Annotated in this window: 28 protein-coding genes; 20 read left to right on the top strand and 8 right to left on the bottom strand. The window is 71.6% G+C overall.

What is annotated here, in order from left to right; all coding sequences use genetic code 11:
- The first annotated feature begins 20 nt into the window (after window positions 1–20).
- From RMN98_RS05210 to RMN98_RS05175, 8 genes are all read left to right on the top strand, one after another.
- Complete coding sequence (locus RMN98_RS05210) at window positions 21–2,252, top strand: cutinase family protein (RefSeq protein ID WP_309647741.1); 2,232 nt, start codon at window positions 21–23, stop codon at window positions 2,250–2,252.
- Entirely contained in the window at window positions 2,249–3,307 is a 1,059-nt protein-coding gene (locus RMN98_RS05205; RefSeq protein ID WP_309647740.1) for an endonuclease/exonuclease/phosphatase family protein, read from the top strand. Before RMN98_RS05210 ends, RMN98_RS05205 begins: the two co-directional genes overlap by 4 nt.
- Window positions 3,308–3,318: 11 nt before the next feature.
- Window positions 3,319–4,902 (top strand): class I SAM-dependent methyltransferase, encoded by a 1,584-nt coding sequence (locus RMN98_RS05200; protein WP_309647739.1) that lies wholly within the window; start codon window positions 3,319–3,321, stop codon window positions 4,900–4,902.
- Entirely contained in the window at window positions 4,899–6,200 is a 1,302-nt protein-coding gene (locus RMN98_RS05195; RefSeq protein WP_309647738.1) for a DUF6752 domain-containing protein, read from the top strand. The genes RMN98_RS05200 and RMN98_RS05195 overlap by 4 nt, the downstream gene beginning before the upstream one ends.
- A 14-nt stretch (window positions 6,201–6,214) precedes the next feature.
- Window positions 6,215–6,430 carry a hypothetical protein gene (locus RMN98_RS05190; RefSeq protein ID WP_309647737.1) on the top strand — a complete coding sequence of 72 codons (216 nt, stop codon included), beginning with the start codon at window positions 6,215–6,217 and terminating at the stop codon, window positions 6,428–6,430.
- 96 nt (window positions 6,431–6,526) lie between these two features.
- On the top strand, window positions 6,527–7,726 hold the full coding sequence (locus tag RMN98_RS05185) for an acyl-CoA dehydrogenase family protein (RefSeq protein ID WP_309647736.1): 1,200 nt from the start codon (window positions 6,527–6,529) through the stop codon (window positions 7,724–7,726).
- An 11-nt stretch (window positions 7,727–7,737) separates the two neighbouring features.
- Entirely contained in the window at window positions 7,738–8,781 is a 1,044-nt protein-coding gene (locus tag RMN98_RS05180) for a DUF2332 domain-containing protein (RefSeq protein WP_309647735.1), read from the top strand.
- Between the two features lie 26 nt (window positions 8,782–8,807).
- Complete coding sequence (locus RMN98_RS05175; protein ID WP_309647734.1) at window positions 8,808–9,833, top strand: hypothetical protein; 1,026 nt, start codon at window positions 8,808–8,810, stop codon at window positions 9,831–9,833.
- Here the strand turns inward: RMN98_RS05175 and RMN98_RS05170 are convergent.
- A complete protein-coding gene (locus RMN98_RS05170; protein WP_309647733.1) occupies window positions 9,803–10,297 on the bottom strand; it encodes a DUF6174 domain-containing protein in 495 nt (164 codons plus the stop codon). The two genes, RMN98_RS05175 and RMN98_RS05170, sit on opposite strands and share 31 nt — an antisense overlap.
- A 120-nt stretch (window positions 10,298–10,417) precedes the next feature.
- On the opposite strand from RMN98_RS05170, the gene RMN98_RS05165 reads away from it, so the two are divergent.
- The 3 genes from RMN98_RS05165 to RMN98_RS05155 are packed head-to-tail and all read left to right on the top strand — an operon-like array spanning window position 10,418 to window position 11,667.
- The gene (locus RMN98_RS05165) at window positions 10,418–10,603 is read left to right on the top strand and encodes a DUF5302 domain-containing protein (protein WP_309647732.1); all 186 of its coding nucleotides are present in this window, start codon (window positions 10,418–10,420) and stop codon (window positions 10,601–10,603) included.
- A gap of 39 nt (window positions 10,604–10,642) precedes the next feature.
- The gene (locus tag RMN98_RS05160; RefSeq protein ID WP_309647731.1) at window positions 10,643–11,044 is read left to right on the top strand and encodes a hypothetical protein; all 402 of its coding nucleotides are present in this window, start codon (window positions 10,643–10,645) and stop codon (window positions 11,042–11,044) included.
- A 50-nt stretch (window positions 11,045–11,094) separates the two neighbouring features.
- Window positions 11,095–11,667, top strand: coding sequence for a MaoC family dehydratase (locus tag RMN98_RS05155; protein ID WP_309647730.1), 573 nt, complete (start codon window positions 11,095–11,097; stop codon window positions 11,665–11,667).
- Window positions 11,668–11,706: 39 nt separating this feature from the next.
- Here RMN98_RS05155 and RMN98_RS05150 read toward each other — a convergent pair whose 3' ends face one another.
- The gene (locus RMN98_RS05150) at window positions 11,707–11,838 is read right to left on the bottom strand and encodes a hypothetical protein (protein WP_309647729.1); all 132 of its coding nucleotides are present in this window, start codon (window positions 11,836–11,838) and stop codon (window positions 11,707–11,709) included.
- Between the two features lie 144 nt (window positions 11,839–11,982).
- Between RMN98_RS05150 and RMN98_RS05145 the strand changes: the two genes are divergently transcribed.
- Genes RMN98_RS05145 through RMN98_RS05125 form a run of 5 tightly spaced genes read left to right on the top strand, consistent with a single transcriptional unit; the run spans window position 11,983 to window position 16,750 of the window.
- Window positions 11,983–13,938, top strand: coding sequence for a CASTOR/POLLUX-related putative ion channel (locus RMN98_RS05145; protein WP_309647728.1), 1,956 nt, complete (start codon window positions 11,983–11,985; stop codon window positions 13,936–13,938).
- A 15-nt stretch (window positions 13,939–13,953) separates the two neighbouring features.
- Window positions 13,954–14,532, top strand: a complete 579-nt coding sequence (locus RMN98_RS05140; protein ID WP_309647727.1) for a histidine phosphatase family protein — start codon at window positions 13,954–13,956, stop codon at window positions 14,530–14,532.
- A 31-nt stretch (window positions 14,533–14,563) separates the two neighbouring features.
- Entirely contained in the window at window positions 14,564–15,199 is a 636-nt protein-coding gene (locus RMN98_RS05135; protein ID WP_309647726.1) for a DUF6758 family protein, read from the top strand.
- Between the two features lie 58 nt (window positions 15,200–15,257).
- Complete coding sequence (locus RMN98_RS05130; protein WP_309647725.1) at window positions 15,258–16,136, top strand: PHP domain-containing protein; 879 nt, start codon at window positions 15,258–15,260, stop codon at window positions 16,134–16,136.
- A 5-nt stretch (window positions 16,137–16,141) separates the two neighbouring features.
- The gene (locus RMN98_RS05125; RefSeq protein ID WP_397208884.1) at window positions 16,142–16,750 is read left to right on the top strand and encodes a MarC family protein; all 609 of its coding nucleotides are present in this window, start codon (window positions 16,142–16,144) and stop codon (window positions 16,748–16,750) included.
- A gap of 695 nt (window positions 16,751–17,445) precedes the next feature.
- Here the strand turns inward: RMN98_RS05125 and RMN98_RS05120 are convergent.
- Window positions 17,446–18,213, bottom strand: coding sequence for an SDR family oxidoreductase (locus tag RMN98_RS05120; RefSeq protein WP_309647723.1), 768 nt, complete (start codon window positions 18,211–18,213; stop codon window positions 17,446–17,448).
- A 61-nt stretch (window positions 18,214–18,274) separates the two neighbouring features.
- Here RMN98_RS05120 and RMN98_RS05115 point away from each other — a divergent pair, with 61 nt between their 5' ends.
- Window positions 18,275–19,060: a ParA family protein gene (locus RMN98_RS05115; RefSeq protein ID WP_309647722.1), complete on the top strand. Its 786-nt coding sequence runs from the start codon at window positions 18,275–18,277 to the stop codon at window positions 19,058–19,060.
- 4 nt (window positions 19,061–19,064) lie between these two features.
- Window positions 19,065–19,757 (top strand): L,D-transpeptidase, encoded by a 693-nt coding sequence (locus RMN98_RS05110; RefSeq protein ID WP_309647721.1) that lies wholly within the window; start codon window positions 19,065–19,067, stop codon window positions 19,755–19,757.
- A gap of 21 nt (window positions 19,758–19,778) precedes the next feature.
- Here RMN98_RS05110 and RMN98_RS05105 read toward each other — a convergent pair whose 3' ends face one another.
- Both RMN98_RS05105 and RMN98_RS05100 read right to left on the bottom strand, forming a co-directional pair.
- Window positions 19,779–20,015: a hypothetical protein gene (locus RMN98_RS05105; protein ID WP_309647720.1), complete on the bottom strand. Its 237-nt coding sequence runs from the start codon at window positions 20,013–20,015 to the stop codon at window positions 19,779–19,781.
- Window positions 20,016–20,063: 48 nt separating this feature from the next.
- Window positions 20,064–21,572: a DEAD/DEAH box helicase gene (locus RMN98_RS05100; RefSeq protein ID WP_309647719.1), complete on the bottom strand. Its 1,509-nt coding sequence runs from the start codon at window positions 21,570–21,572 to the stop codon at window positions 20,064–20,066.
- A gap of 137 nt (window positions 21,573–21,709) precedes the next feature.
- Here RMN98_RS05100 and RMN98_RS05095 point away from each other — a divergent pair, with 137 nt between their 5' ends.
- Complete coding sequence (locus tag RMN98_RS05095; RefSeq protein WP_309647718.1) at window positions 21,710–22,411, top strand: ferritin-like fold-containing protein; 702 nt, start codon at window positions 21,710–21,712, stop codon at window positions 22,409–22,411.
- A 1-nt stretch (window position 22,412) separates the two neighbouring features.
- On the opposite strand, the gene RMN98_RS05090 is transcribed toward RMN98_RS05095, so the two are convergent.
- The 3 genes from RMN98_RS05090 to RMN98_RS05080 are packed head-to-tail and all read right to left on the bottom strand — an operon-like array spanning window position 22,413 to window position 23,764.
- Complete coding sequence (locus RMN98_RS05090) at window positions 22,413–22,886, bottom strand: GNAT family N-acetyltransferase (RefSeq protein ID WP_309647717.1); 474 nt, start codon at window positions 22,884–22,886, stop codon at window positions 22,413–22,415.
- 40 nt (window positions 22,887–22,926) lie between these two features.
- A complete protein-coding gene (locus RMN98_RS05085; protein ID WP_309647716.1) occupies window positions 22,927–23,148 on the bottom strand; it encodes a DUF3107 domain-containing protein in 222 nt (73 codons plus the stop codon).
- Window positions 23,149–23,176: 28 nt separating this feature from the next.
- Window positions 23,177–23,764: a TetR/AcrR family transcriptional regulator gene (locus RMN98_RS05080; protein WP_309647752.1), complete on the bottom strand. Its 588-nt coding sequence runs from the start codon at window positions 23,762–23,764 to the stop codon at window positions 23,177–23,179.
- A gap of 276 nt (window positions 23,765–24,040) precedes the next feature.
- Here RMN98_RS05080 and RMN98_RS05075 point away from each other — a divergent pair.
- The coding region (locus tag RMN98_RS05075; RefSeq protein ID WP_397208882.1) for a ThiF family adenylyltransferase at window positions 24,041–24,396 on the top strand (356 nt) is incomplete at its 3' end.

The following is a 24,396-nucleotide window of genomic DNA, read 5'->3' as shown; positions in this document are numbered from 1 at the left end:
CGCGCCCTTAGCGTGAGCGCGTGCGACGACCGGACCGGGCCCCCGTGGTCAGAGGAGCGCGCTGGCGCGCCCGCACGGTCCGGGTCGTCGCCCTGGTGCTGGCGGCCCTGCTGTCGGTCGGGGCGGTGGCGGTGGTCCTGCAGCAGGGATCGGCCCCCGGGCCGGTCCGACCGCCCGACCGCGCCCTCGGCGCCTCCACCGCGGCCGCTGTCGACCGGTGCGACGACACGCTGCTGATCACCGTCGACGGCGGGGGAGAGCAGGCCGTGGGCGCCGAGCGGCCCGGCCGCACCGTCGACGTCGTACGACGAGCGGTGCTGCGTCATGCCTCGGCCTCCGGTCGCACCGTGCGTGCCGTCGGTCTCGGGCTGGACAGCGAGCCGGCCGCTGCGCTGCTGGGCACCCGCACCCGCGTGGACAAGGCGCGGCGGGCCGTGTCCGCGGCCCGGGTCCGGGTCTGGCGCAAGCCCGTCGGCGCCGCGGTGACCCGCGCGGTAGCGGCCCTCGACCAGGCGGCGCTGGACTGCCCCGCCCAGCAGGTGCTGCTGTCGGGCTATGCGCAGGGCGCCGCGGTGGTGCACCGCGTGCTCGGCGTGCTGCGTGGACGCCCCGACGGACTCGCCCGGGTGGCCGGTGCGCTCCTGGTCTCCGACCCCGACCGTCGGCCCCGCAGCGTGGTGGCGCCGGTCGGCGCCCCCGCCGCGGGCTCCGGTCGCAGCGGGGTCTTCCCCCGCTTCCTGGAGGCCGTCGCCGACGTGCCGCCGCTCGCGCCGACCTTCACGGTCGTGAGCGTCTGCACCGCAGGTGACCTGGTCTGCGACCCGGTCGACAACCCGGTCAAGGACGCCCTGCGCCTGGCCCGGAGCTATCACCTCGGTGCCGGTGCCCGCCTGGTCCGCGCCGGCGCCCTGGCGCTCTGGCGCTCCGCGCGGCTGTGGCCGGTGCCCGACCCCGGCGTGCAGGTGGTCTCCGGCGAGGTGGGCGAGCCGCTGAGCCTCCAGCTGGCCGTCGACGTGCTCCCGGAGGCCGCATCCGGGTCCGAGTGGGCCGAGCCGCTGCAGCTGCCGCCGGGCTTCACGCTGTCGCCCGACGGCCTGCTCACCGGCACACCGACCGAGCAGGGCAGCTGGAACATCACCTACGTGGTCCGCGGCACCGATCCCCTCACCACCGACGTCCCCGGCGCCGTCGTCCTGACCGTGGCCTCGGCGGCGGTCGCCGTGAGCGCAGGGGGCCAGACGTCCTGCGAGACCCGCACCGACACCAGCGCCTGGTGCTGGGGACGCAACAACTTCGGCCAGCTCGGCAACGCCACCACGTCGAGCAGCGAGGTCCCGGTCGAGGTGGCCGGCAGCGACGGGTGGGCGACGGTGAGCACCAGCGGCTCCACCACCTGCGCCATCAGGACCGACCGCACCCTGTGGTGCTGGGGACTCAACAACATGGGACAGCTCGGCATCGGTCGCGGTGCACCGCGCACCACCCCCGTCCAGGTCGGCACCGGCAGCGTCTGGACCTCCGTCAGCACCAGCTGGTTCCACACGTGCGCCACCCGGGGCAACGGCAGCCTGTGGTGCTGGGGGAGCAACCTGCGCGGCCAGCTCGGTGACGGCACCTTCGACCGGCGCACCACCCCGACCCGGGTCGGGACCGACAGCGACTGGGCGAGCGTCACCACCGGCGGGTTCTCCACCTGCGGCATCCGTGCCGACGCCACGGCCTGGTGCTGGGGACAGAACGTCTTCGGCCAGGGGACCGGCGAGAACCAGTCGCCCCAGCCGAGCCCCTCCCGGGTCGCGGGGGAGCAGGCCTGGGCGCAGCTCAGCTCCGGCTGGGCGCACACCTGCGGCGTGACGCTCGAGGGCGCCGCGTGGTGCTGGGGCCTCAACAACAGGGGCCAGCTGGGCGATGGCACCAGGACGCTGCGACGCGTCGCCGTTCCGGTGAAGGGCGACCGCATCTGGACTAGTCTCTCGGTGGGAGACGCCACCTCGTGCGGCGTCGACAACACGGGTTCGGCCTGGTGCTGGGGGAGCAACACCTACTCCCAGCTCGGCAACGGTGTCCGGCAGCCCAGCACGCTGCCGGTCCTGGTCCGCAGCGACGAGCCCTGGTTGTCGATCGACGCGGGCTGGTTCCACGCCTGTGGGAGCCACGACGGCGGCGTCACCGCGTGCTGGGGCAACAACGAGCTGGGCCAGGTCGGCGACGGTTCGCTCACCGATCGACCGCTGCCGAAGGAGGTGCGATGAACGACGACGACGACGACCGCTCGTCCTCCGAGCGGCTCGGGGTCCTCGCCACCGTCGGTGGCGTGGTCGCGATCGTGCTGGTGGTCGTGGTGGCCAACCTGCTCGGGCGCTCCGATCCGGTCGACGAGCCCGCTCCGCAGGCCGCCGCCGTCCCCTCGTTTCCCCTGAGCACGAGCGCGGCCGACCTGGCCACCATGTCGCCCGAGGAGATCGCCTCGAGCGCCCTCGAGGAGCGCGGCGAGGTCGCCCAGGCCCTGCCCTCGGGTGCCAAGTCGCTGGCCAACGCCGCCGAGGCGCTCGCCGGGGACCAGCCCTTCGACTTCGTGCTCACCTCCTTCAACATCCTCGGCAGCCAGCACACCGCGCCGGGCGGCGCCGCCTCCGAGTACGCACCGGGCCGGATCCGCACCGAGTGGGCCGCGTCGCTGGTCGACGCCTACGGCTCGAGCGTGGTCGGGCTGCAGGAGATCCAGCGTGACCAGGTCGACGCCCTCGACCGTGCCCTCGGCGGCACCTGGGACTTCTGGCCCGGCGAGGCCCTCGGCGGCGGTGGCGTGCCCCAGTCGCTCATGTGGAGCTCGGCCGTCTGGACGCCCACCTTCCAGGGCTCGATCACCGTGCCCTTCATGGGTGGGACGCGTCCCCAGCCCGTCGTCCGGCTCCAGCACAACGAGACCGGTCGTGAGATCTACGTGCTCAACATCCACAACTCACCGCGCGACGCCCAGGGCCGCGAGCCCGAGCGTGACAAGGCGATGGCGATCGAGGCCGAGGCCGTCAACGAGCTCAAGAAGGACGGCATCCCGGTCTTCCTGGTCGGCGACTTCAACGAGCACGACGAAGCCTTCTGCTACTTCACGTCCCGCGCCGGGATGATCGCGGCCAACGGCGGCTCCAACTCCGGCGGCCGGTGCCTGGTGCCCCGCCCCAACCGTGTCGACTGGATCTTCGGCACTCCTGACATCGCGTTCTCGGGCTTCCTGCTCGACGAGGGTCCGGCGGTGCGTCGCATCACCGACCATGCCGTGCTCACGACCACCGTGTCGGTGCCGTAGCCTCGCCTGTCGTGGCTGGCCCGGACATCCGCGTCGACGACGCGGGACTGCACTTCCCAGGCGACTACGCCGGCTCCGGCGACGTGTCCTTCGACGGGCACGTCGCGTGGTCCTACACCGCGACCCCCCGCCCGGGTCGCGACGAGCAGCTCGTGGCCTGGCCGAAGCGGATGAAACGCTGGCTCAACGGCGACTCCGACGTGCGCGTCGTGGACGACGAGGAGGAGCTGTTCTCCGGCACCGTGAGCTTCGGCAGCGGCAAGGGTCGCGTGCGCTTCGTCGACAAGGCCGGCATCCCGGTGATGATCGACAAGTGGGGTCTGCTCCAGCGCCCGTTCTCCGGGCGCGACTCCAGCGTCGTCGAGCAGATGGTCGACATGACCGACCGGATCCTGGAGGTGATGGAGTCCGAGTGCGGCGTGCAGGGGTGGATCGCCTTCGGCACGCTGCTCGGCGCCGCCCGGGAGGGCAAGGTGATCGGTCACGACTCCGACATCGACCTGGCCTACCTCAGCGAGAAGCAGACCCCGGCCGAGATGGCCCTCGAGCTCTACGAGGTCGGGCGCGCGCTGCGCCGCCACGGGATGAGCGTGCTCAACAAGTCGGGCTCCTTCATCACCGTCGTGTGGACCTCGCCCGACGGCGGGATGGCCAGCATCGACGTCTACACCTGCTTCTACGTCGGCGACCTGCTGCACGAGACCGCCACGGTGCGTCAGCAGGTGCCGCGCTCGGCGATCCTGCCGCTGACCGAGCTCGAGTTCGAGGGCCGGATGCTCCCCGCCCCGGCCGACCCCGACGCGATGCTCGCCGTGTCCTACGGGCCCGGCTGGCGGGTGCCGGACCCGTCCTTCAAGCACGAGCCCGGCCCCGAGACCGTCCACCGCTTCGACGGTTGGTTCTCCTCGCTCATGCGTCAGCGCCGTGACTGGGAGCAGCACGTCGGCGACCTCGCCAAGGACCCCACGCACGGGACCTCCGAGTTCGTCGCCTGGGTCGCCGACCGGCTCCCCTCGGACGCCCGGGTGGTCGAGCTGGGCTCGGGTGCCGGCGACGACGCGCTGGCCCTGGCCGAGCGCGGTTGGGACGTCGTGGCCCTCGACTACTCGCGTCAGTCCCTGCGACGTCCCCAGCGCCTGGCGCGACGCGCGAAGCTGCCGGCGACCTTCGCCCACCTCAACCTCTACGACCTGCGCGACGTCCTGACGCGCGCGGCACTGATCGCTCGCGACCGGCGCCCCCACACCCTCTACGCCCGCGAGCTGCTCGAGACGCTCGAGCCCGACGGGCTGGAGAACTTCTGGCGCTTCGCGTCCATGACCATGCGCGCGGGCGGTGCTGCCTTCCTGGAGGGCCAGGCCCTGTCCCGCCGCGACGCCGGGGAGTGGCGTGCCAGCCACGGCGGCGGCAAGCGGCTGCCGCTCGATCCGCGCCTGGTCGAGGGCGAGGCCGTGCGGGCCGGGGGAGTCGTGGTCTACCGCGACGGATTCCTCGACGCCGCAGCAGCCGTTGCCGGGGGCGCTCCCGCCCGGTGGAGAATGGTCGTCGAGTGGCCGGCGATCGCCGGACCCTCCGGAGAGGACTCCCAGCAGTGACCCAGCGTCTCTACCTGCACGTCGGTGCGCCGAAGTCGGGCACCACCTACCTCCAGCAGGTGCTCGAGGCCAACCGGGCGCGCCTGGCGTCGGACGGCGTCCTCGTCGTCGGTGAGCGCCACCTCGACCGCATCCACGCCGCGATGGTCGTGCGCGAGGACCCCCGGCTCGACCACCTCCCCGAGCGGGCCCGCACCTCGTGGCGCCGGCTCGTCGAGCAGGTCACCGCCTGGCGCGGCGAGAGCGCTGTCCTGTCCTACGAGCTCTTCGCGGGCGCATCGGCCGAGCAGGTCGCCGCGGCCCTCGCCGACCTCGCCGGCATCGAGGTGCACGTCGTGATCACCGCCCGTGACCTCGGCTCCGCGGTCCCGTCGGCCTGGCAGGAGCGCCTCAAGTTCGCCCTCACCACGCCGCTGGAGCGCTGGAAGCCGCGCCCCGAGTCCGCCGGCGCCCGCGCCGAGTGGGGCTGGCGCACGATGGACCCGGCCGGCGTCGCCGCCCGGTGGGGCGCCGGGCTGCCGCCCGAGCGGGTGCACGTCGTGACCGTCCCGCGCAGCGCGGCGGACGACCACGAGCTGTGGCGACGCTTCGCGGCGGCCTGCCGCATCGACGCACCCGGACTGCAGCTGGACGTCGAGCGCGCCAACGCCTCGCTGGGGCTGGTGGCGGCGGAGCTCCTCAGGCGGGTCAACGAGAAGGTGCGCGAGCCGATCACCGGCAACCGTGAGCAGGCGCGATGGCTGCGCGACACCCTGGCCCACGGGGTGCTGGTCGACCTCGACCGGGAGCCGATCGGGCTCACCGACCGGCAGTTCGCCGACGCCTCGTCCCGCTCGACCGAGGCGGTCGCCGCGTTGCGCGAGGCCGGCTACACCGTGCACGGGGACCTCGACGACATCGTCGCCACGCGTCGCGAGGCACGCACCCCCGGCCAGGCGACCGACACCGAGCTCCTCGCGGTCGCGGTCGAGGCGATCGTGCGGCTGCTCGAGCTCGTGCGTGAGCGCACCCTCGCCGGTGGTGCCGCAGTGTCGCCCGAGGCCGAGGAGGGCTCGCGCCTGGCCGTGCTGGGCAAGGGCGTCGTACGACGGGTCACTGCGCCGCGCGTCGACGCACGGGCCGAGGACCTCCGGGCCCGGGTGGCCGAGCTCGAGGCCGAGGTGGCGCGCAGCCGCGCCCTGCACCTGCGGGTCGCGGAGCTCACCGACGTCGTCACCGAGCTGCTGATGCCGCCCCGCTCGACCGACGGCCGGGTCGTCGCCAAGGCGCTCAACACCTATCGCAGCGAGTCGCTGTGAGGCTTCCCGTCAGGGTGCCCGGACGGCTCGACGGGGTCGTGCGCCGCGTCGCCGCCGGCACCGGTCTCGAGGAGGTCCTGCGCCTGCAGCGCCGGGTCGAGAGCCTCGAGGTCGCCGTCGCGGAGAACACCGCGCTCGCCGAGCCGCTCGAGGCCCAGGTGGCAGCCCTGGAGCAGGCGCTCGTCACGTCGCTCGAGCACCGCTCGCGACAGGTGAGGAAGCAATCCTGAGGGTGTGAAACTGGCCATAGGACGAATGGCTACCGCCCGGTAGCGTTCGCGCAGCACCTCACTGCTTCCAGCCCGGCACTACGAAGGAGCCAGACCATGGGTCGCCTCTGCGAGACCGACGGACTCACCGAAGACCAGACCGAGATCCTCAAGGCGGTCCGGCAGTTCGTCGACGAGAAGATCCTGCCGGTCGCGACCGAGCTGGAGCACGCCGACGAGTACCCCCAGGAGATCGTCGACGGGCTCAAGGAGCTGGGCATCTTCGGGCTGATGATCCCCGAGGAGTACGACGGCCTCGGCGAGTCGCTGCTGACCTACGCGCTGTGCGTCGAGGAGATCGCGCGCGGCTGGATGAGCGTCTCCGGTGTCATCAACACCCACTTCATCGTGGCCTACATGCTCATGCGTCACGGCACCGAGGAGCAGAAGCAGAAGTACCTGCCCCGCATGGCCACCGGCGAGGTGCGCGGCTCGTTCTCGATGTCGGAGCCGGGTCTCGGCTCGGACGTCGCGGCCATCAAGACCAAGGCCGTCAAGGGCGACGACGGTGACTACACCATCGACGGCCAGAAGATGTGGCTGACGAACGGTGGCTCCTCCACGCTGATCGCGGTGCTGGTCAAGACCGACGAGGGCGACGACTCGGTCTACAAGAACATGACGACCTTCCTGGTGGAGAAGGAGGCGGGCTTCGGCGAGACCGCTCCCGGCCTCACGATCCCGGGCAAGATCGACAAGATGGGCTACAAGGGCGTCGACACCACCGAGGCGATCTTCGAGGGCCACCAGATCTCGGCCGAGCAGATCCTCGGCGGCGAGGCCGGCAAGGGCTTCTACCAGATGATGGACGGCGTCGAGGTCGGCCGCGTCAACGTCGCCGCCCGCGCCTGCGGTATCGCCAACCGCGCCTTCGAGCTCGCGATCGCCTACGCCCAGACCCGCGAGACCTTCGGCAAGCAGATCGCCGACCACCAGGCGATCCTCTTCCGCCTCGCGGAGATGGCGACCAAGGTCGAGGCCTCGCACGCGATGATGGTCAAGGCGGCGCGTATCAAGGACGGCGGGGAGCGCAACGACGTCGAGGCCGGGATGGCCAAGTACCTCGCAGCGGAGTACTGCAACGAGGTCGTCCAGGACTCCTTCCGCATCCACGGCGGCTACGGCTACTCCAAGGAGTACGAGATCGAGCGCCTCTACCGCGAGGCCGCGTTCATGCTCATCGGTGAGGGCACGGCCGACATCCAGAAGATGATCATCGGTCGCAGCCTGCTCAAGGACTACAAGCTCAAGGCCTGAGTCCCGGCACCGTGGTCGACCTCGGGACGGCGCTGCGGCAGCAGGCGCAGGCGTGCGCGAGCCTCGGCTCGCCGATGTACGCCGACCTGCTGCCGCGCCTCGCCGACGACCTCGAGGCGGGTGGACCGACGGCCGCGGTGCTGGCGCCGTGGCTAGACGCCGCCGGTCCCGACGGGGTCGGCCTGCGGCTGCTCGGCAGCGTGCACCGCCTGGTGCTGGAGCGTCGCGCCGGTGGCCTGGGCGTGTTCTACCCCAGCGTCGGCGGCACCTGGTCGGCCGAGCCCGGGTGGGACGCCTTCCGCTCGTTGGTGGCCGACGCGCCGGACGCGGTCGCCGAGTGGCTCGACCGGCCGCCGCAGACCAACGAGGTCGGTCGCGCCACCGTGCTGATGGCCGGCCTCCTCGCACTGGGTCGCGAGCGTGGGCTGCCGGTCCGGCTCTTCGAGATCGGGTCGTCCGGCGGGCTCAACCTGCTGGCCGACCGGTTCCGCTACGTCGGCGCCGACGGCTCCTCGCTCGGCCCCGACGACAGCCCGGTGGTGCTCGACCCGGCCTGGACCGGCGTCGTACCCACGGGGGTCGTGCCGCGGATCGTCGAGCGGGTCGGCAGCGACGTGATGCCGATCGACGTCCGCTCCACCGAGGGGCGACTGGCCCTGACGGCGTACGTCTGGCCCGACCAGGTCCACCGCCACGAGCGGCTGCGCGGTGCCCTGGCCCTCGCCGAGCGCACGCCGTTCGTCGTACGACGGCAGGCGGCGTCGGCGTTCGTCGCGGACGTCGCGCTTGTCGAGGGCGCGACGACGGTGCTGTGGCACAGCGTGATGTGGCAGTACGTCGCGCGCGAGGAGCAGGCCGCGATCACGGCCCGGATCGCCGAGCTGGGCGCGCAGGCGACCGAGGCGGCACCCTTCGCCCACGTCTTCCTGGAGCCGACGCGCCGCACGCCGACGAGCGAGCACGAGTTCCTCGCGGTCGTGGAGTCGTGGCCCGGCGGGGAGCGCCGGATCCTCGGCACGTCGCGTGGTCACGGCGTGCCGACCCACGGCGAGTAGCCGGCCGACACCGCTAGCCTGCGTGCATGGCGAGCCGGGTGGTCCTGCACGTGGGGCTGATGAAGTCGGGCACCTCCTACGTCCAGCAGCGGCTCGAGGCCAACCGCGACCTCCTGCGCGAGCGCGGGGTGCTCCTGCCGGGGGAGCGGTGGCGCGACCAGGTGCTCGCCGTCAGCGACGTGCTGGGGCGCGAGCAGCTCGCGGGCAAGTCGGCCGGTCGGTGGGCCCGGCTGGTGGCCGAGGCGGAGGCGCATGACGGAGTCGTCGTGGTGAGCATGGAGTTCCTCGGCCCGGCGACGCCGGAGTCGATCGCGCAGGTGGTCGCGTCGTTCGCCCGCGTGCCGGTCGACGTGGTGGTGACGCTGCGCGACCTCGGACGCACGGTGCCCGCGATGTGGCAGGAGAGCCTGCAGAACGGCGGCACCCGGGCCTGGGGCGACTACGTGGGGCTGCTCGACGGCAAGCGCAAGCCTGCGCAGGCGTTCTGGCGGCAGCAGGGGATGGGGCGCATCGTCGACAACTGGGTGGCGGCCGTGGGCGCCGCGCACGTCGCGCTCGTGACGCTGCCACCGCCGGGGGCCGACCCCGGGCTGCTGTGGTCGCGGTTCTGCGAGGCGGCCGGCCTCGACGCGCTGGACGCGGCGCCCGTCGCGCCGGCCAACACGTCCCTGGACGCCGCGTCGGCGATGGTGCTGCGCGAGCTCAACCTGCTCCTGGAGCAGGACGGGATCGCGTCGGGCGACTACCACCGCCTGGTGAAGTTCGAGCTGGGCAAGCGTGCGCTCGCCGGCCGCACAGGCGAGTCGATCGGCTTCGACCCGCCCCGGTGGCTGCGTGAGCGGGCCGCCACGATCCGGGGACGGCTGGAGGCCTCGGGCGCGCGCGTGGTGGGGGACCTGGACGACCTGTCGCCGCGGGCCACGCCCGGCACCGACCCCGACGCGGTCCCGGCCACCGACCTCGCCGCGGCCGCCGTCGAGGCCCTGCGTGCCGTCGTACGGGAGCGGGCGGCTCAGCCGCCTCAGCCCACGACCACGTCAGAGACGGCGTAGCCGATCTCCTCGTCCATCATCTGCTCGTCCTGGTCGACGTAGACCGACGTCGGGTAGTCCTGGCCCTGCGGCCACTCGACGTCGATGCGCGCGGCCTCGGTGTCGTTGGCGGCGGCGATGATCTCGTCGATCGTGAGACGGCGGTAGTCGGGAGCCTCGGTGCCCTGGTCCACCCCGCGCCCGTCCTTCGTGTAGACCGCGGCGGTGACCTCGCCGTCGACCACGGTGATCCGCACGGGGGCTCCCACGTCGGCGCAGAAGCAGGACACCGAGAGCGTGTAGGCGTAGTCGGTCGGGGCGAAGTCGGGGTAGGTGCCCGTGGTCGGCTCGACCGTCGGGGTGGGCTCGACCGTCGGGGTGGGCTCGGCCGTCGGGGTGGGGTCGCTGGCGACGGGCGGAGCCTCCGAGCCGCACGCGGTGAGGACCAGGGCGGCGGCGAGCGGGGCGGCGAGCGAGAGCTTCATGCTGCTCGGACGTGGTGGCCCTGGTCCTGGTTGCACCCGTGCCGAAAGCCTGTCGACGGGTGCAGGTGCGAGGTGCGAGGGTGGAGGCACCACACGCTGTCCGCGACACCAGGAGGAACCATGACCGACTCCCCATCCGCGAACGACGACCTCAAGGCCAAGATGCGGGCTGCGCTGGACCGCAAGAACAACCGCGAGAAGGGCGTCCACCAGGACGGCCCGCTCGCGGAGAAGGCACACGGCAGCGAGGTCGTGGGTGGCGCCCCTAAGATGCATCGCCGGAAGGCGGGTGGGGGCGGGTCCTGATCGCCCCCGTCCCTGAGGACCACTGACCTGGAGGCGACGATGGCGGGCAACGACGTGAGCGACACCGGACGGCGGTCCCGGATGCGGACCGTCCTGGACGCCGACCAGACCATCGTCAAGCTCGACCGGACCGCCGACCGGCTCAACGAGACGCTGGACACCTTCGGCGGCCTGATCGCCGAGCTGACCGTGGCGCTGCGGGAGTTCAGCAGCTCCGTGGAGTCCTTCGACACCACGGTCGGCAACCTCCAGGGCGTCGTCGACAAGGCGGATGCCCTCGTCGGGCGGGCCGACGTGCTGCTCGGCCCGCTCGCCGCCACCGCCCAGATGGGCGACCAGCTCCGCACCCAGGCCGGCCAGGTGGCGGGCAGGGTCACCGGCCAAGCCACGGCGGCGGTCCTCAAGGGCGTCCAGGCCGGTCGGGGTCTCACCGGCCGCTGAGCCGCCCGCAGGCCGGGCAGGTGGCCGGGGCCCGTCGTACGCCTGCGAGGATGTGGCGTCTTTTCGTCGAGCATCCAGGAGTGGTGACGTTGCAGTTCGGTCGAAGCTATGAGGAGTTCGAGGTCGGTGCGACCTACCAGCACTGGCCCGGCAAGACGGTCACCGAGTTCGACGACCACATGTTCTGCCTGCTCACCATGAACCACCACCCGCTGCACCTCGACACCAACTACGCCGAGGAGACCACGCAGTTCGGCAAGAACGTGGTGGTGGGCAACTACGTCTACTCGATCCTGCTCGGCATGTCCGTCGCGGACATCTCCGGCAAGGCCATCGCCAACCTCGAGGTCGAGTCGCTGCGCCACGTCGCACCGACCTTCCACGGCGACACGCTCTACGGCGAGACCACCGTGCTGGACAAGACCGAGAGCAAGAGCAAGGACGACCGCGGCGTCGTCTACGTCGAGACCATCGGCTACAACCAGGACGGCAAGATCGTGTGCATCTTCCGCCGCAAGGTGATGGTGCCCAAGAACTCCTACCTCACCGAGCGCGGCGGCGAGCAGCCCGGCCGTCCCGTGCCGCAGCCGGACAAGAACTGGCCCGGGCCTGCGGCTGGGTGAGTGCATGAGCACCCGGTCGCCCGGGGGCTCATGCAGGGCTCACCGCTTCGCGGCCACCACCGAGCCGACCCCCGCGAGCAGCACCATCATCAGGAGCAGAGACGGGGCGAGCTCGGAGATGTCCCAGCGGTCCTGGTAGTCCGGCAGCCGGGTGGTCAGGCTGATGAACACCAGCCCTGGCTGAGGAAGGCGACCGCGACGGCGAGCCGCGACGCGCGCAGCTCCACCGGCCGGTCGTGACACGAGTCGCACCGAAACCGGTGCCGCACGTCCTCGACTGCGCGAGTATTCGCAGGACGAAACGAGGAGACACACATGGCTCGCACCGGCCAGCAGATGCGCATGCGCACCGCCAAGGCGATGGCTCGCGGAGGGTCGGCCAACCGCTCGGCCAACGCGCCGAAGTCGGACCTGGGCGACAAGCTGCGCTACCGCTTCGACAACTCGATGTCGCGCGGCACCCCGGCCCTGATCGCCTGGCTGAGCGTGGCCACGCTCGTCCTGATCGTGGTCTTCTCGGTGTTCGTGTCGCTGCTGGGGCTGCGCCCCGAGGCCGACGGGGTGCCCGACGGCTTCCTGCACGAGATGTTCTACAGCCTGCTGCACGCCCTCGACCCGGGCACGATCGGTGGTGACGACCCCAGCTCCTGGCGCTTCGTGCTGACCATGCTGGCGCTGACGATCGCCGGTCTCTTCATCGTCAGCGCGCTCATCGGTGTCATCGCCGCGGGCATCGACACCAAGCTGGCCGACCTGCGCCGGGGCCGCTCGATCGTCCTGGAGCGCGACCACACCGTGATCCTGGGCTGGTCGGACTCGATCTACACGATCATCAGCGAGCTCACCATCGCCAACGAGAGCCGCACCAAGCCGGTCATCGTGATCCTGGCCGACCGCGACAAGGTCGACATGGAGGACGAGGTCAAGGCGAAGGTGCCCGACCTCAGGGGCACCCGGGTCATCTGCCGCTCCGGCTCCCCGATGGACATCGACGACCTGCTGCTCAGCAGCCACACCAGCGCCCGCTCGGTGATCCTCCTGGCGCCCGAGTCGGAGGACCCCGACAGCGAGGTCATCAAGACCCTGCTGGCCCTGACCCACGGCGGCGAGGGCGGGCCCACCATCGTGGCCGAGATCCGCAACCCCACCAACCTCGAGGCCGCGCGCCTGGTCGGCGCCGACCGGACGGTCCTGCTCGACATCCGCGAGACGGTCGCCAAGCTGGTCGTGCAGACCTCGCGGCAGTCCGGTGCCGCCGCGGTCTACACCGAGCTGTTCGACTACGACGGCGACGAGATCTACTTCCTCGAGCAGCACGGCCTCGCCGACCTGACGTACGCCGAGGCGTTGCTGGCCTTCGAGAAGGCCTCGGTCATCGGCCTGGTCCAGGACGGTGTGCCGACGCTCAACCCGCCGGGCGACACCCGGGTCGGCAACAGCACGCTCGTGGTCGTCGCCGCCGACGACGAGGGCCTCGACCACCAGAGCCGGGCGGCCACGCAGCCCGACCTCGGCGCCCTCGGCACCCAGGCCGAGACCGAGGAGCACCCCACCCAGGCGGTCCTGATCGGGTGGAACGAGCGGGCGCCGATCATCCTGCGCGAGCTCGACTACTACGCCCCTCCGGGCTCGACGCTGACCGTGGTGACGTCGTTCGGCCAACCGCTGGTCCCCGTCCTGGACAACCTCGCGGTCACCGTCGTCGCGGCCTCGACGACCGACCGGGCGACCCTCGAGAGCCACGTCGTGCCGGGTCTCGACCAGGTCATCGTGCTCTGCTACTCCGACCACCTGGCCGTGCAGGCCGCCGACGCGCGCACCCTGGTCACCCTGCTGCACGTGCGCGACATCCTCAGCCGCATGGACTCCTTCACCCCGGTGGTGAGCGAGATGCTGGACGACCGCAACCGGGTGCTCGCACAGGTGGCCCACGTCGACGACGTGGTCGTCAGCGGCGAGATCGTGAGCCTGCTGGTCACCCAGCTCTCCGAGGACCGTCGGCTCGAAGCGGTCTTCGGCCAGCTGCTCGGCGAGGAGGGCAGCGAGATCTACCTGCGCCCGGCCGAGTGGTACGTCCAGCCCGGTCGCGAGGTCAGCTACGCCACCGTGATCGCCGGGGCCGCAGCCCGGGGGGAGACCGCGATCGGCTACAAGTCCGAGTTGCTCGCGGGCGACGACGTCGCCGGCTTCGGCGTGGTCGTCAACCCGGCCAAGTCCCGCACCTTCGACGTGGTGCCGGGTGACCGGGTGGTCGTGCTCGCCGAGGGGTGACCCAGGATGGTGGTCATGAGTGAGCACGCAGAGCTCTGGCTGGTCCGGCACGGCCCCACCGAGTGGAGCGAGAACGGCCGCCACACCTCCGTCACCGACCTGCCCCTGCTGCCCCACGGCGAGGAGCTCGCCCGTGAGCTCGCCCCGCGGCTGACGGGGGCGTCGTCGGCGACCCCCTTCGCGCAGGTGCTGACCAGCCCACGACGCCGTGCCCGTCGTACGGCGGCCCTCGCGGGGTTCGCCCACGCCGAGGTCGACGACGACCTGGTGGAGTGGGCCTACGGCGACTACGAGGGCATCACCACCCCCCAGATCCGCGAGTCCGTCCCGGGCTGGACGGTCTGGACCGGTGGCTGCCCCGGGGGCGAGAGTCCCGACGAGGTCGGCGCCCGACTCGACCGTGTCGTCGGGCGGGCCCGGCGGGCGAGCGGTGCGACGCTGGTCTTCGCCCACGGCCACTCGTTGCGGGTGCTCACGGCGCGTTGGCTGGGGCTGCCGGTGCAGGACGGTCGGCTCTTCCGGCTCGACACCGCCACGGTCTCGGTCCTGGGCTACGAGCGCGAGAGCCCGGTGGTCCTGAGGTGGAACTCTTGACGGGGCTGTCCGCACCCGTGACCGTGGGCGCATGTCCCTGACCGCCGGCTGCCCGCGCTGCCCCACCCCGATCGCCCAGGTCGACGAGCGGTGGAGCTGTCCCGAGCACGGTGACGTGGCACCGTTGTGGCGTCCGGCCGAGGCGTCGTACGACGCGTTCGCCGACCACCTGCGCGCCTCGATCGGTTTCCCCACCCTGATCCCGTGGCCGGTGCCGCCGGCCTGGAGCGTCACCGACTTCGCCGTCGTGGGGGCTGACCCCGAACGGGCGCGCGCCACGATGATCGCCTGCTCCGGCGCCAGCGAGCTCGACGGGCCGGTCGACCTGATCATCCTCAGCGAGGAGGCCGGCGTCGGCCTCGGCGCACGCATCGCGGGGACCCACCACGACGACCCCGGCAGCGAGATCAGCTCCGGGTCGCCGATGGCCAAGGTGCGCATCGACAGCCAGGCCGTCCCCCTCTGGGCGGTCTCGACGAGCAACGCGTCATCGGAGTGGGACCGGTCGGTCATGGCAGGCGAGGCCTCCGGCCGGTGGTTGTGGCTGATCTTCCACCCGGCGTCGGCGATGCTGCTGCTGCGCGACGACTGGATCCTGCGCGACCTCTCCGAGGTCGGCCCCCAGCTGCTCGAGCTGCCCTTCGGTGGTCCTGCGCCGCTCTGGTGACCGGCGTCATGCTCGCGCTGAATCAGCGGGTGGGGGTGGCGAGGCCTAGCCTTGCCTGGTGCGCATCGACCTCCACACCCACTCCCGGGCGAGCGACGGGACCGAGACGCCCGGCGACCTCGTCCGTGCGGCGGGTGCGGCCGGCCTGGACGTCGTGGCGATCACCGACCACGACACGGCCACCGGCTGGGACGAGGCGGCGCAGGCCGCGGCCGAGGTCGGCATCGAGCTCGTGCGCGGCATGGAGATCAGCACCAGGCACCAGGGGGCCGGCGTTCACCTGCTCGCCTACCTGCCCGATCACACCCACCCGGGCCTCGACGCCGCGCTCGACAAGATCCTCGACGGGCGCACCTCGCGGGTGCCGGCCATGCTCGACAAGCTGCGTGAGCACGGCATCGCCATCGACATCACCGACGTCCGACGCGTGGCCGACGGCACCGCCGCGACCGGGCGGCCCCACGTCGCTGACGCGCTGGTCGAGCTCGGCGCCGTCGCTGATCGCGGCGAGGCCTTCCGCACGCTGCTCAACCCGGGACGACCGGCCTACGTCGACCGCTACGCCGCCTCGCTCGTCGACGTGATCCGCGCCGTCACCGATGCCGGCGGGGTGAGTGTCATCGCCCACCCGTGGGGCCGTCACGCGTCGGGTGAGCCGGGGGAGGAGACGCTCGCGGGGCTCGTCGAGGTGGGCCTGGCCGGCATCGAGGTCGATCACCAGGACCACGACGCCGACGACCGGGAGCGGCTGCGCGCCATCGGACGCAACCTGGGGCTGGTCATGACCGGCTCCAGCGACTACCACGGGCTCGGCAAGGTGGACCACGACCTGGGCTGCAACACCACCTCGCCCGACCACTACGAACGGCTGCTCGACCTGGCAGCCGCTGCCGCCGCGCGCTCGGGGCGCCCCACCCCGGAGGTCCTGCGCCCGTGAGCTCGATCCTCGACACGGTCCTTCTCGTCGAGGTCTTCGTGACGCTCTTCGTGATCATGGACCCGGTCGGCACGGTGCCGATCTTCCTGTCGCTGACCAGTGGCCGCTCGGCCGCGACCGCCCGCAGGGCGGCATGGCAGGCCGTGGCGGTGTCGTTCTTCGTGATCACGCTCTTCGCGTTCTTCGGCCAGCAGATCCTGCAGTACCTCCACATCTCGCTGCCTGCGCTCCAGTGCGCCGGCGGCCTCCTGCTGCTGCTCGTGGCGCTCGAGCTGCTGACCGGCAACGAGAAGGAGCCGACCGCTCAGGCCGGAGCCAACGTCGCGCTCGTCCCCCTCGGCACCCCGCTGCTCGCCGGGCCCGGCGCCATCGTCGCCACCATGCTCTTCAGCCGCGACGTCGACAGCGGGGCGTCCTTCGTCGCGGTGGCGCTCGGCGTCATCCTCGTGCACGTCAGCCTGTGGCTGGCGATGCGCTACTCGCTGCCGATCCTGCGGGTCATCCGCGAGAGCGGCGTCCTGCTCGTCACCCGCATCGCCGGGCTGCTGCTCTCGGCCATCGCCGTGCAGCTCGTCGCCGACGCGGTCCGGGCGTTCATCGCCGGGGAGGGCTAGCTTCGGGCCGCTCCGGGGTTGGTGGCAAGCCAGGGCAGGTCTCCGGAAATGGCACCCCTCTGTGTCACGGATACTGGGCACCGTGAAGCCGTACCGCACCAGGTTCATGGCCGAGGTCGGATGCGACTTCGCGCTGTGGGGCGACCCTAGACACCCATGCCCCGTCAACGGTGAGCACGACGCGGACGACCTCGAGCGCGTCCTGCCCATCTCGGAGGACCTTCGCGCCCGAATTCTTGACTGGGCAGACCGCTTCCGTCGACACGACACCTGAGCCGAGAGCTCCAACGCGAGCTCGGCTCGGCCTACACGGTCCACTACCACTTCACCTCCGCTGGGGCTCGCGAGCGCTGGCTCCCTGCCATCTCAGACGAGCCATGCCCCGGTTGGACCGCCTCCTGAAGCACGCGTGGGCCGCAATGTCTGACGGATCCTGAAGGGACCGGCCGCGACCTTCCGGGTCCGACGTCGATGACCGCACTGTCGAGATCCGCCCGCTTCTGGCTCCTGGCGGGCTCTCCCTCCACGCTCCTCACGCCGGGGACGGCGCTCGAAAGCGCATCAGTACGTGGGGCTACGCACCAGCAGGAGTGCCTTCCCGCGCACTCGTGAGAGGGGGCCACGTGGACCCCTCTCACAAGCGTGGGACGACGGTCCGCTCAGGGGGTGGTCAGGATGACCTCGCGCGTCCCGCCCTACTTGCGACCCAGCGACTGCAGCCCCTGAAGGGCACGGCTCGGGACGAGTCGGGTCAGCGTCGTGATGGCCTTGTACTGCGCGCCGGGGATCGAGTAGACCCGTCCCTTGTCGTAGTCGCTCAGTGCCTTGGACACCAGGAAGTCCACGTCCAGCCACAGGAACTCCGGCGCGGAGTCGCGGCCGACGTGCATCCGCTCGTGGAACTCGGTCTTGGTGAAGCCGGGGCACAACGACATCACGGTGACGCCCTGGGGGCGGTACTCGTGGGCGGCCCACTCGCTGAAGCTGTTGACCCAGGCCTTGGCAGCCGAGTAGGTGCCGCGGGGGAGGAAGGCCGCCACCGACGAGACGTTGATGACGCCGCCGTGGCCGCGCTCGGCCATCGGGCCGAGGGCGGCGTGGGTGAGCCGGAGGACCGCGGTGACGAGGACCTCGAGCATCTCGGTCTCGGTGTCGGCGGAGTTGTCGAGGAAGCGCTCCTTGAGCCCGAAGCCGGCGTTGTTGACCAGCAGCTCGACGGGCCGTGCCGGGTCGGCCAGCCGGGCCTCGACGGTCGCCAGCTGGGCCCGGTCGGCGAGGTCGGCCCGCAGCACCTCGACCTGCACGCCGTGGGCCGCACTGAGCTCGGCGGCGACGGCCTCCAGGCGCGACGCGTCGCGCGCGACGAGGACCAGGTCGTGACCTCGACGGGCGAGGTGCTGGGCGAAGGAGTGGCCGATACCGGCGGTGGCGCCGGTCACGAGGGCGGTGCGGGTGCTCGACATGAGCCAAGTGAAACAGGTGGGATCCCCACCCTCGCGAGGGAGTCCGGCATGATGGACCCTGATGAGCACGAAGCGCACGACCCTCGCGATCGCCAACCAGAAGGGTGGCGTCGCCAAGACGACGTCGGTGGCCTCGATCGGTGCCGCCCTGGCCGAGCTGGGCCACTCCGTCCTGCTGGTCGACCTCGACCCCCAGGCGTGCCTCACCTTCTCCCTCGGCATCGACCCCGAGGACCTCGAGCTGTCGGTCCACCACGTGCTCACCAAGGGGCTCGACCCCACCGAGGTGATCATCGCGACCGAGGACGGCGTCGACCTGCTGCCGGCCACCATCGAGCTCGCGCGCGCCGAGGCCGACCTGCTGACCCGCACCGGTCGCGAGCAGGTGCTCCGCGCCGTGGTCGAGGACCTCGAGGCCAAGGGCACCCACTACGACTGGATCCTGCTCGACTGCCCGCCCTCGCTCGGCGTGCTGACGGTCGCGGCGCTCACGGCCGCCGACGGCGTGCTGATCCCGCTCCAGTGCGAGACCTTGTCCCACCGCGGTGTGGGGCAGCTGCTCGACACCGTCCACGACGTACGCCGCTTCACCAACCGCGGCCTCGAGGTCTGGGGCGTGCTCCCGACGCTCTACGACGGCCGCACCACCCACTCCCGCACCGTCCTCGAGACCATCTCGGAGACCTACGAGCTGGACGTCGTCGAGCCCCCGATCCCCAAGACCATCAAGTTCGCCGAAGCGCCCGCCGCCGGTCGGTCGATCCTCGCCACGAGCCGCACGAGCAAGGGTGCCCAGGCCTACCGCGCCGTCGCCGCCAACCTCGTGACCCGGGCCGGCCGAGGCTGAGCCGGTGGGCAAGCACCGCGCCGAGGTCCGGCCACGCTACGGCCGGCTCGCCGTCCTGGGTTCCTCGCTCGCCGTCACGGTGATCGCGGTCCTCGGCGGCACCGGTGCCCTGCCCCAGTCGGCCGACCCCGCCCGGGCGTCGGTCAGCGCGGACCGCGACGTGGCCGACACCTCGCCGCAGCAGTCGTACGACGAGCCCTCGGGGAGCCCCCTCGACCCGGCCGCCTCGTCGGACGAGGTCGACCCGGCAGCTGCCATCGAGCTCGCCAAGGTCGCGCGTCAGGCCGACACGACGCTGCCGGCCGACTCCGGCGAGGGGCGTCGAGTGGTGTTCAGCGAGGGACGGCAGCGGGTCTGGCTGGTCGAGGAGGGCGGCGAGGTGGCGAAGACCTACCTGGTGTCCGGCAGCATCTACGACAACCTCGAGCCCGGCACCTTCGAGGTCTACTCCCGCTCCGAGGACGCGGTCGGGATCGACGACTCGGGGACGATGAAGTACTTCGTCCGCTTCACCCAGGGCGACACCGGTGCCGCGATCGGCTTCCACGACATCCCGGTGCTCGACGGCGAGCGGATCCAGGGCTTCGACGAGCTCGGCACCCCGCTGTCGCACGGTTGCATCAGGCAGCGCCGGTCCGACGCGATCGCGCTCTGGGACTTCGCGCCCCTCGGCACGACCGTCGTCGTCACCGCCTGAGCGACCGCGTCGGCAGCGCCTTCAGCGGGGGAGCGTCGGCTCGGGCCGCTCGTAGTCGGACGGCTCGCTCTCGATCATGTAGTTGGGGTCCTCGCCGATGCGCTGGACCATCAGGTCGAGCCATGCCTGGTCGCCGGTCTCGATGTCGCGCTCGGAGAGCTGGTCGCGCAGGTAGGCGACCAGGTCGGTCTCGCCGGCCGACTTCGCGACCGACGTCGCGTCGACAGCGGCCTGCAGGTTGGCGTCGTACGTGGCCATGCTCGTGCTCCTGACGTGAGGGGGAAGCGCCGAGCCTAGCCAGGGGTCTCAGGCCGGCTGCGGGGTGGTCCCGGCGTCGCCGCCGGAGCCGCCGGAGCCGCCGCGACGACGACGGCTGCGGGTGCGACCGGCGCCCTCGCTGCTGCCATCGGTCCTGGTGGTGCTGGCGGTGCTGGTCTGCGGGGCGCTGTCGCCCGACGTGCTGCCGGCGCCACCGCTGCGGGTGCGGCTGCGGTTGCGGTTGCGCTCGGGACGGTCGCCGCCCGACTCGCTCCGACGGCGGTCGCCGCCACGGTCGCCCCGGTCGCCCCGGTCCTCGCGGGGCTTGCGCTCCACCGGGGCGGGGTCGACGATGCGGCCCTTCGTTCCCGGGGCGATGCCCTGGTCGTGGTAGAGGTGCTCGGAGGTGGAGTAGGTCTCCTGCGGCTCGTCGAAGGGCAGGTCGAGGGTCTTGTTGATGACCTTCCACCGGGTGATGTCGGCCCAGTCGACGAAGGTGATCGCGATGCCCGAGGCACCCGCGCGGCCGGTGCGGCCGATGCGGTGGACGTAGGTCTTGTCGTCCTCGGGGCAGGTGTAGTTGATGACGTGGGAGACGCCGGCGACGTCGATGCCGCGGGCGGCGACGTCGGTCGCGACGAGCACGCGGATCTTGTCCTCGCGGAACTTCGCGAGCGCCTTCTCACGGGCGATCTGGGCCATGTCGCCGTGCAGGGGGCTGGCGCTGAAGCCGCGCTCGGCGAGGTCGTCGGCGACACGCTGGGCCTGACGCTTGGTGCGGGTGAAGACGATGATCTTGCCGGCGTCCTCGGCCTGCAGGACGCGGCCGATGATCTCGGGCTTGTCGAGGTCGTGGGCCTGGTAGATGAACTGCGCGGTCGCGGGCACCATCGTGGTGTCGTAGGACGACTCGGCGCGGATGTTCATCGGGTGACGCATGTGGGTGCGGGCCAGGGCGACGATCGCGGCCGGCATCGTCGCCGAGAAGAGCATCGTCTGACGCGTCTCGGGGGTCATCTTCAGCAGTCGCTCGACGTCGGGCAGGAAGCCCAGGTCGAGCATCTCGTCGGCCTCGTCGAGCACCAGCGCGTGCACGTGGGAGAGGTCGAGCGCCTTGCGGTTGGCCAGGTCGATGAGGCGACCGGGGGTGCCGACCACGATGTCGACGCCGGTCTCCAGAGCGTCGAGCTGGGTGTCGTAGCCGACGCCGCCGTAGACGGTCAGCACGCGCAGGCCGAGGTCCTTGCTGGCGAGGTGGAGGTCGTTGGAGACCTGGAGTGCGAGCTCACGGGTCGGGGCGACGATCAGCGCCTGCGGCTTGCCCTGCGGCAGGTCGGCGTAGGCGGGGTCGGTGGAGACGACGCTGCGCTGGAGGACGGGGATGCCGAAGGCCAGCGTCTTGCCGGTGCCCGTGCGGGCCTGGCCGATCAGGTCGGTGCCCATGAGGGCGACCGACAGGGTCATCTCCTGGATGGCGAACGGGGTGGTGATGCCGGCGCGCTCGAGGGCGTCGCAGATGAGGGGCAGGACGCCCAGCTCACGGAAGGTCGTGGTCACGGGTGCTATCGCTTTCGCAGTGGTTCAGCCGGTCAGCCGAAACAGAAGTCGGATGCGGCAGATTCACACTCGGCCGCGCACATACGGGCCGCCGACGGCGGCAACAGTGACCCTCAGTCTATCGGTAGGGTGCGGCCATGCCCGCATCTTCGTCCGACGACGCCCCGGTCGCCTTCGCCGACCCTGTCTACCGCGAGGCCGTGGTCGACCTGCTGGCCGTGATCGCGTATGGCGAGATCACCGCCTTCGAGCGGCTCGCGGAGGACGCCAAGCTGGCCCCGACGCTCGAGGACAAGGTGGCGCTCGCGGCGATGGCCTCCGCCGAGCTGGACAAGGTCGGCCCGCTGCGCGACCGCATCACCGAGCTCGGCGGGGAGCCCTTCGCGGCGATGGCGCCGTTCCGCTCCGCGGTCGACCTCTTCCACGCCCACACCGCCCCCGCCGACTGGTCGGAGGGACTCGTGAAGGCCTACGTCGGCGACGGGCTGGCCAACGACTTCTACCGCGAGATCGCTGCCTACCTCGACCCCGACACCCGCGACCTGGTCGTGTCCTCGGTCGACACCGCCGGCAACTCGGCGTTCGTCGTCGAGAAGGTCCGTGAGGCCATCGCCGCCGACCACCGCCTCGGCGGCCGGCTCGCGCTCTGGGGCCGCAGGCTGATGGGGGAGGCCCTCACCCAGGCCCAGAGGGTCGCCGCCGAGCGGGATGCCCTCACCGCGCTGCTGGCCGGCGGCGTCGACCGCCCCGGTCTCGACCTCGCCGCGATCGGGCGGATGTTCACCCGGCTCACCGAGCGGCACGCCGAGCGCATGGCCGAGCTGGGCCTCGACAGCTAGTTCAACCGGAGATCTCGGTCGTCAACGACATCGACGTGTAGCCGTCGACGGGCTCGAACCCGAGCTCCCGGTACAAGGCCAGAGCTCCCGTGTTGTCGGCCTCCGTGGTCAAGGCGAGTCGCAGCGCCCCCTCGGCCGCAGCCACATCCCGCACGTGGACCAGCAGCGCACGGCCGATGCCTGCGCGACGGTGGTGATCCATGACATAGAGGTCCCGGAGCTGCCAGAAGTGCCCGAGCCGCACGGAGGCGGGGGTCGGTGCGACGAGCGCCATGCCGCCGGGCTCGCCGTGGCGGTGTGCGAGGAAGCCACGAAGACCCCCACCGGCGAGCTGGGAGCCCAACCAGTCCTGGACCTCAGCCGCGTCTTCTGCCGATTGTCCGTAGTGCCGTCGGTACCCCTGGAACAAGGCCACCAGGTCGGGGAACCCCGGAGACGCAGCGCGGACCTCCGCGATCTCCAGCCGGGTGCTCATCTGCTCGCTCCGCTCGCCGCTCGACCAGCGGATCCTCGGGCTAGGAGCGGAAGCCCACGTGGCCGGCGACGCCGCCACCGATCTCGATGTAGGTGATCTTGGAGCCGGGGACGATGGTCTTGCGGCCCTTGGTGTCGGTCAGGGTGAAGACGCCGTCACCCTTGAGCGCCTCTGCGGCGACCTTCTCGACCGCGTCGGCGGTCTCGTCGGTCTCCACGACCAGCTCTCGCGAGGCGTACTGGACGCCGATCTTGACCTCCACAGGTCGTCTCCTTCGGTTCGGGTGGTGCTCAGTGTTCGTCGGTCTTGGGATAGCCGCGGATGCCGCGCCAGGCCAAGGCTGACACAAGGGCGGCTGCCTCGGAGCGGGAGATGCCCCCGGCCTCGCTCAGCCAGAACCGCGCGCTCACCTGCGCCATGCCCACGAGGGAGACCGCGAGCAGCCGCGACGCCGTCTCGGGCAGGCCCGTGTCGTCGGCGATGACGTGCGCGATCAGGGCGGCGCACTCGGTGGTGACCCGCTCGACGTGCTCACGGACGGCGGGCTCGTTGGTGAGGTCGGACTCGAAGACCAGCCGGAACGCACCGGAGTCGTTGGCGACGTACTCGAAGAAGGCGTCCATGGTGGCGCCGACGCGCAGCTTGTTGTCCTGCGTCATGGCGAGGGCGACGCGGCAGTTCTCGATGATCTGGTCGCAGGAGGTGTCCAGCAGCGCGAGGTAGAGCTCGAGCTTGCCGGGGAAGTGCTGGTAGAGCACCGGCTTGGAGACCCCCGCCCGCTCGGCGATGTCGTCCATCGCGGCGGCGTGGTAGCCCTGGGCGACGAAGATCTCCAGCGCGGAGGACAAGAGCTGGGCGCGGCGCTCACGGCGCGGCATGCGGGCACCCCGCGGGCGCGCACCCCCGACGTCGTACTGACCTGCGCTCACCGTGTGCTCCTCGCTGCCGGGACCGGGCCCGATCGGGGTCCCTGACCATTGCGGCTGCGAGCCTACTCGCTGGTCACCTGGTCCGGATGACGGGACGCGGCGCGGTCGCCGGGGCCGCGACGGGGAACATGAGGGACGGCCATCGTGTTGTCGCAGGTGTTGCACCCAGAGCAACCCGAGCACCACCCCCACCGTTTCGAGGAGTACGCCGTGAGTTTTCCCGCGCTGGTCGAGCCCGCCGACGAGCTGACCATCGACGAGGTACGTCGTTACAGCCGCCACCTGATCATCCCCGACGTGGGCATGACCGGGCAGAAGCGGCTCAAGAACGCCAAGGTGCTGGTCATCGGCGCCGGTGGCCTCGGCAGCCCCGCGCTCCTCTACCTCGCCGCCGCCGGTGTCGGCACCCTCGGCATCGCGGAGTTCGACGAGGTCGACGAGTCCAACCTGCAGCGCCAGATCATCCACACGCAGTCCGACATCGGGAAGTCCAAGGCGGTCTCCGCGAAGGAGTCCATCGCCGAGGCCAACCCCTACGTCACCGTGGTGCTGCACGAGGAGCGCCTCGACAACGACAACGT

It is taken from the genome of Nocardioides sp., from assembly GCF_031397825.1.
GTDB lineage: Bacteria > Actinomycetota > Actinomycetes > Propionibacteriales > Nocardioidaceae > Nocardioides.
The sequence above is the reverse complement of the archived record's forward strand: the minus strand, read 5'-3'. Positions and strand labels throughout refer to the sequence as shown.